The sequence below is a fragment of the Pseudomonas sp. Soil_N_39 genome, assembly GCF_057655955.1.
On record NZ_JBDGLI010000019.1, the window covers coordinates 107,413 to 113,869 of the forward strand.

6 protein-coding genes are annotated in these 6,457 nt (G+C 63.0%); 5 read left to right on the forward strand and 1 reads right to left on the reverse strand.

Going from position 1 to position 6,457, the window contains the following annotated elements:
- The first annotated feature begins 158 nt into the window (after positions 1 to 158).
- The 5 genes from AC3A5O_RS23930 to AC3A5O_RS23950 are packed head-to-tail and all read left to right on the forward strand — an operon-like array spanning position 159 to position 4,757.
- Complete coding sequence (locus tag AC3A5O_RS23930; protein ID WP_122567727.1) at positions 159 to 1,184, forward strand: DUF5924 family protein; 1,026 nt, start codon at positions 159 to 161, stop codon at positions 1,182 to 1,184.
- A 52-nt stretch (positions 1,185 to 1,236) separates the two neighbouring features.
- Positions 1,237 to 2,385, forward strand: a complete 1,149-nt coding sequence (locus tag AC3A5O_RS23935) for an MlaE family ABC transporter permease (protein WP_122567726.1) — start codon at positions 1,237 to 1,239, stop codon at positions 2,383 to 2,385.
- Positions 2,382 to 3,185 (forward strand): ABC transporter ATP-binding protein, encoded by an 804-nt coding sequence (locus AC3A5O_RS23940; RefSeq protein ID WP_122567725.1) that lies wholly within the window; start codon positions 2,382 to 2,384, stop codon positions 3,183 to 3,185. The genes AC3A5O_RS23935 and AC3A5O_RS23940 overlap by 4 nt, the downstream gene beginning before the upstream one ends.
- A 1-nt stretch (position 3,186) precedes the next feature.
- Positions 3,187 to 4,125: an MlaD family protein gene (locus AC3A5O_RS23945; protein WP_122567724.1), complete on the forward strand. Its 939-nt coding sequence runs from the start codon at positions 3,187 to 3,189 to the stop codon at positions 4,123 to 4,125.
- Positions 4,122 to 4,757, forward strand: coding sequence for an ABC-type transport auxiliary lipoprotein family protein (locus tag AC3A5O_RS23950; protein WP_487753816.1), 636 nt, complete (start codon positions 4,122 to 4,124; stop codon positions 4,755 to 4,757). The genes AC3A5O_RS23945 and AC3A5O_RS23950 overlap by 4 nt, the downstream gene beginning before the upstream one ends.
- Positions 4,758 to 4,777: 20 nt before the next feature.
- On the opposite strand, the gene AC3A5O_RS23955 is transcribed toward AC3A5O_RS23950, so the two are convergent.
- The gene (locus AC3A5O_RS23955; RefSeq protein WP_487753817.1) at positions 4,778 to 6,007 is read right to left on the reverse strand and encodes a nucleoside recognition domain-containing protein; all 1,230 of its coding nucleotides are present in this window, start codon (positions 6,005 to 6,007) and stop codon (positions 4,778 to 4,780) included.
- Positions 6,008 to 6,457 lie beyond the last annotated feature (450 nt).

A 6,457-nucleotide genomic window follows, 5' to 3' on the forward strand; every position in this document is an offset into this window, starting at 1 on the left:
ATGGAAGCGACGCGGTCTTTCCGAAACCGAGGCGTCTGTTTCGCGAGCAAGCTTTGCTCCCACAGCAAATCCCACTTGCCACAAGAGCACTCGTCACATCGATTCCTTGGCGATACTCTGTCAGGGATATTTCCTACGACTTACTGTGAAACCACCGAATGCAAAACCTGACGGTCTATATCCAGCGCATCCTTGAATTGATGAAGCGCTATCCAGGGGTCATTGCGCTCGGCGGTTTCATCTCCGGGGTCGGCAGTTTCATGCTGGTGGACCGCCAGCAGGGCTTGGCGACCTGGATCGCCATCATGATGCTGGTGAGCTGGCTCTGGCTGATGGTCGAAAACAGCATGACCCGGCTGTTCACGCGGATTTTCAAACGGGAAATCCCCCAGCCACTGTTGCGCTACGCCACGCAGATGATTCACCAGGAAAGCCTGTTTTTCGTCCTGCCGTTTTTCTTCATCACCACCACTTGGAACAGCAGCCAGCTGCTTTTCACCGGTTTGCTGACCATCGCGGCGCTGATCTCGATCATCGACCCGCTGTACTACAAATGGCTGGCGCCCCGGCGCTGGGCGTTTCTGGCGTTGCACACGCTGACGCTGTTCGCCGCCCTGCTCACCGCGTTGCCGGTGATCCTGCACCTGACCACCGACCAGAGCTTCAAGTTGGCGCTGGGCATCGCCATGCTGCTGTCGTTTCCCAGCCTGGCCTCGATCTTCCCGATCCGCACCGTGCGCAACGCCGTGGCGATCCTCTGCATCACCGTGGGGATTGGCGCCGCCGGCTGGGTGCTGCGCTCCTGGGTGCCGCCGGCCACGCTGTGGATGACCGAAGTGGCGATCAGCACCCAAGTGGAGGACCGCACGCCGGGTGCCAGTCTCAAGCAGGTCAGCGCGGCGCAGATCCGCGGCAATGGCCTGTATGCCTACACGGCCATCAACGCGCCGCGAGGGCTCGACGAGCGGATTTATCACGTCTGGCAGTTCAACGGCAAAGAAGTCGACCGCATCGCCCTGGACATCCACGGCGGGCGCAAGGAAGGCTATCGCGCCTGGACCCACAAGCAGAACTTCCCGGACGACCCGACAGGCAAATGGCAGGTGCGGGTGCTCACGGAAAACGGCCAGTTGATCGGCGTGCTGCGTTTCGAGGTGAACGCTGCCGTACCCGAGGCAAAATAACGGTGGTCGTGCTATTAGGTAGCGCTGTTCAAGTCGAACGAGCATGGAGCATATGACCCCCGGATCCCACACTGGCACTGCCCGGCTGGACACGTCAGGCTCTGCGGCGAAGCTCTGGGTCGGCGGCGACTGGACGCTGGCCCATTACGCGCAGCTCAAGCGCGTGAGCGAATCCTTGCGCGGCCAATACGACGAAAACACCCTGATCGACCTCAACAGCCTCGGCGCCCTCGACACCGCCGGGGCTTCGTTGCTGGTGGAACTGCTGGGGTCGGAACGGCTGGGCAAGACCGCCGAGCACCCCGATTGCAGCTTGCCGGCCGCCGAGCGAGCGCTGTTGCAGACGGTCTACTGCTCGCTGACGGACTTCTGTGTGCCGGTGAAAGAGCCGCAGGTCAGCGTGATGACCCAGTTGCTGACGCGTATCGGCCGCGCCGTGGACAAAGTCTGGCAAGACACCCTGCAACTGCTGGGTTTTGTCGGCCTGATCCTGGAAACCCTGGCCCGCAACCTGTTTCGCCCCAAGCGCTGGCGCATGACAGCGATGGTCGTTCATATCGAACAGACCGGCCTGGACGCGGCCCCCATCGTCGCCCTGCTGACGTTCCTGGTAGGCGCGGTGGTGGCGTTCCTCGGCGCGACGGTGCTGGCCGATTTTGGCGCCAGCATCTTTACCGTGGACCTGGTGGCGTTCTCGTTCCTGCGCGAATTCGGCGTTTTGCTCACGGCCATCCTCATGGCGGGCCGCACCGCCAGCGCGTTCACCGCGCAGATCGGCTCGATGAAGGCCAATGAAGAAATCGACGCGATCCGCACCCTTGGCCTCGATCCGGTCGAGTTGCTGGTGATTCCACGGGTGCTGGCGCTGTTGGTGGCGCTGCCGATGCTGACCTTCCTGGCCATGCTCTCCGGGATTATTGGTGGGGGTGTGGTCTGCGCTTTGTCGCTGGGTATTTCACCGGCCATGTTCCTGACGCTGTTGCAGTCAGACATCGGCGTGCAGCATTTCGTGGTGGGGATGGTCAAGGCGCCGATCTTTGCCTTCCTGATCGCTGCCGTGGGCTGCCTGGAAGGTTTCAAGGTCAGTGGCAGTGCCGAATCGGTCGGAGCTCACACCACCTCCAGCGTGGTGCAGTCGATTTTCGTGGTGATTGTGCTCGATGCCGTGGCCGCGCTGTTTTTCATGGAGATGAACTGGTGAGCCAACCCTTACGGCCGCCCACCGAGGCGGTGATTCAGGTGCGGGGCCTGTGCAATCGCTTTGGCCGCCAGAGCGTGCATGAAAACCTCGATCTGGATGTGTACAAGGGCGAGATTCTCGCCGTGGTCGGCGGCTCCGGCAGCGGCAAATCGGTGCTGCTGCGCAGCATCGTCGGCCTGAATCGGCCCAGCGAGGGTGCTGTGCGGGTGTTCGGCGAGGACTTGCCGAGCCTGCCCCCGGAACAACGTTCGCGGGTGGAACGGCGCTTTGGCGTGTTGTTCCAGAAAGGCGCGCTGTTTTCGTCACTGACCGTGACAGAAAACGTCGCCCTGCCACTGATCGAACACGCCGGGCTCAGCCGGGCCGACGCCGAGCACTTGGCGGCGGTGAAACTGGCGCTGGCCGGGCTGCCACTCTCGGCCGCCGACAAATACCCCGCCTCACTGTCCGGCGGCATGATCAAGCGCGCCGCCCTGGCCCGTGCGCTGGCCCTGGACCCGGACATCCTGTTTCTCGACGAACCCACCGCCGGCCTCGATCCCATCGGTGCGGCGGCGTTCGACCAGCTGATCCTGACACTGCGCGATGCCTTGGGCTTGAGCGTGTTCCTGGTCACCCACGACCTGGACACCCTCTACACCATCACCGATCGGGTGGCGGTACTGGCGCAGAAAAAAGTACTGGTGGCCGATGTCATCGACAAGGTGTCGGAAACCGACGATGCCTGGATTCACGAATACTTCCATGGCCCTCGCGGCCGCGCGGCGTTATCGACCGCTACATCATCCAACGAGGTTTGACATGGAAACCCGAGCCCATCATGTGTTGATCGGCCTGTTCACCGTCATTGTGGTGGCCGGCGCCCTGCTGTTTGGCCTGTGGCTGGCCAAGTCCAACGTGGACAGTGAATTCAAGTATTACGAAGTGGTGTTCAACGAGGCGGTCAGCGGGCTGTCCCGGGGCAGCTCGGTGGAGTACAGCGGGATCAAGGTCGGCGACGTCGTCAATCTGCGCCTGGACCCGAACGACCCGCGCCGGGTGTTGGCACAGGTGCGCTTGAGCGGGGAAACACCGGTCAAGCAAGACACCCAGGCCAAGCTGGCATTGACCGGCATCACCGGCACCTCGATTATCCAGCTCAGTGGCGGCACGCCCCAGAGCCCGGCGCTGACAGGGCACGACGGTGAACCGCCGGTGATCATCGCCGCACCCTCGCCCATCGCCCGCCTGCTCAACAACAGCGATGACTTGATGACCAGCATCAACCTGTTGCTGCACAACGCCAATGAGGTGTTTTCCTCGGACAACGTCCAAAGCCTGGGCAAGACGCTTGAGCATCTGGAGCAAACCACTGGGGTCATTGCCGAGCAGCGCGGCGATATTCGCCAGGCCATGCAGCAACTGGCGTCCATCGGCAAACAGGCCAGCGCCGCGCTGGAACAGACCACGGCGTTGATGCGCAACGCCAATGGTTTGCTCAACGACCAGGGCAAACAGGCGTTCGGCAACGCCGGCCAGGCCATGCAGTCCCTGGCTCGCAGCACCGCGACCCTCGACAAACTGTTGAGCGACAACCGCGATTCGTTGAATAACGGCATGCAAGGCCTCAATGCCCTGGCGCCAGCCGTGCGTGAGCTGCGCGAAACCCTGAGTGCCTTGCGGGGGATCTCCCGGCGCCTGGATGCCAACCCCAGCGGCTATTTGCTGGGCAATGACAAGGACAAGGAGTTCACGCCATGAAGCCGTCCAACCGGTTTATCCGCCCTCTTCTCTTGCTGGCAGGATTTGCCCTGGCAGGTGGTTGCTCGATTTTGCCCAAGGCCGAACCTTCGGATGTGTATCGCTTGCCGGCCACCCAGGCCCCGATATCTGCGGGCACGCCGGTGAGCTGGTCGCTGCGACTGGCCAGCCCCCAGACCAGCGAGGTGCTCAACAGCCCGAAAATAGCGGTGATTCCCCAGGGCAATCTGTTCAGCAGTTACGCCGCCTCGCGCTGGAGCGACCCAGCCCCGGTGCTGTTGCGCAACCGCCTGCTCGATGGTTTTGCCCAGGACGGGCGCGTCAGGCTGTTGAGCGTCGCCGACAGCAACCTGCAAGCGGACCTGGAACTGGGCGGACAACTGCAGGCGTTCCAGACCGAATACCAGGGCACAGCGGCGAGCGTGGTGATTCGCCTGGACGCACTGTTGGTGCGCGGGTTCGACCAACGCATCCTGGCCAGTCGCCGTTTTGAAGTGCGCCAGCCGTTGAGCGATGTGAAAGTGCCGGCGGTTGTGGACGGTTTTGGCCGGGCCGGTGACCGGCTGACGGCCGAAGTGATGGCCTGGACATTGGAGCAAGGCCAGCGTTTCGCAACGCCGACCCAACCCTAGGGGCCGCGGGGAGAATCAGGTCAGCCAAAGAACCAGTAGCAAACGCCAATCGCCGCCACGACCCCCGCCAACTCCGCCAGCAACGCGCAGCCCACGGCATGGCGCGCCCGCTGGATACCCACGGCACCGAAATAGACCGCCAGCACGTAGAACGTGGTCTCGGTGCTGCCCTGAATGGTCGCCGCCACCAGGGCCGGGAAGCTGTCCACGCCGGAAGTCTTCATGGTCTCGATCAGCATGGCCCGGGCGGCGCTGCCGGAGAATGGCTTGACCATGGCGGTCGGCAAGGCATCGACGAAACGGGTGTCCAGGCCGGCCCACTGCACCAGATGACGGATACCGTCCAGGCCGAAATCCAGCGCCCCCGAAGCCCGCAGCACGCCGACGGCGCAGAGCATCGCTACCAGGTACGGCAACAGGCTCTTGGCCACGTCGAACCCTTCTTTCGCGCCTTCGACAAAGGCTTCATACACCTTGACCTTGCGCAGTGCCCCCACCGCCAGGAACAGCATGATCAGGCCAAACAGCGTCAGGTTGCCGAGGACCGATGAAAGCCCCGCCAGCGCCGTGGCCGAGAGCGTCGCCAACAGTGCCATGAAACCGCCCAGCACCAGCGCGCCCGGAATCAGGTAAGCCAGCACCACCGGGTCCCACAGGCGCAAACGCTGCATGAACGCCACGGACAGCAGCCCCATCAGGGTCGAGGCGCTGGTGGCGAGCAGGATCGGCAGGAACACCAGGGTTGGGTCCGGCGCGCCTTGCTGGGCGCGGTACATGAAGATGGTCACCGGCAGCAGGGTCAGTGACGAGGCGTTGAGTACCAGAAACAGGATCTGCGCATTACTCGCAATGGTCGGGCTGGGGTTGAGGTCTTGCAGGGCGCGCATGGCCTTGAGGCCGATGGGGGTGGCCGCGTTGTCCAGGCCCAGGCCGTTGGCAGCGAAGTTGAGGGTGATCAGGCCAATGGCCGGGTGGCCGGCGGGCACTTCCGGCATCAAGCGCAGGAACAGCGGGCCGAGGGCCTTGGCCAGCCAGTCGACGATGCCGGCCTTTTCGGCGATGCGCAGAAAGCCCAGCCACAGGGTCAAGGTGCCGAACAGCAGGACCATCACCTCCACTGACAGCTTGGCCATGGCGAAGATGCTTTCCACCATGGCCGCGAAAATCCCGGCGTTGCCGCCGATCAGCCACTGCGCCAGCGCCGACACGGCTGCCACGATAAAGAAGCCAAGCCACAGGCCATTGAGCATCGGTTAAATCCCCCGGAAGATGCCGCGAATGATAGCGGGGCTGGCAGAAACGACAAACCCCGGATTTCCCGGGGTTTGCTTGGCACTGCGCAGATGATCGACGAACACCCTGTGGGAGCCGAGCTTGCTCGCGATAGCGTCGGGTCAGCAACATCAATGCTGACGGATCTGGCGCTATCGCGAGCAAGCTCAGCTCCCACAATGACCGGGGCGTTCAGAGGCTTTGCGCCTGGCAAAAACTCCTGTGGGAGCCGAGCTTGCTCGCGATAGCGGTGGGTCAGCCAACATCAATGCTGACGGATCTGGCGCTATCGCGAGCAAGCTCGCTCCCACAATGACCGGGTCGTTCAGAGGCTTTGCGCCTGGCAAAAATTCCTGTGGGAGCCGAGCTTGCTCGCGATAGCGGTGGGTCAGCCAACATCAATGCTGACGGATCTGGCGCTATCGCGA

Bases quoted from the DNA above. Each gene is read 5' to 3' on its own strand.
- AC3A5O_RS23945 (WP_122567724.1), top strand. From the start codon at position 3,187: ATGGAAACCCGAGCCCATCATGTGTTGATCGGCCTGTTCACCGTCATT.
- AC3A5O_RS23950 (WP_487753816.1), top strand. From the start codon at position 4,122: ATGAAGCCGTCCAACCGGTTTATCCGCCCTCTTCTCTTGCTGGCAGGA.
- AC3A5O_RS23930 (WP_122567727.1), top strand. From the start codon at position 159: ATGCAAAACCTGACGGTCTATATCCAGCGCATCCTTGAATTGATGAAG.
- AC3A5O_RS23935 (WP_122567726.1), top strand. From the start codon at position 1,237: ATGACCCCCGGATCCCACACTGGCACTGCCCGGCTGGACACGTCAGGC.
- AC3A5O_RS23955 (WP_487753817.1), bottom strand. From the start codon at position 6,007: ATGCTCAATGGCCTGTGGCTTGGCTTCTTTATCGTGGCAGCCGTGTCG.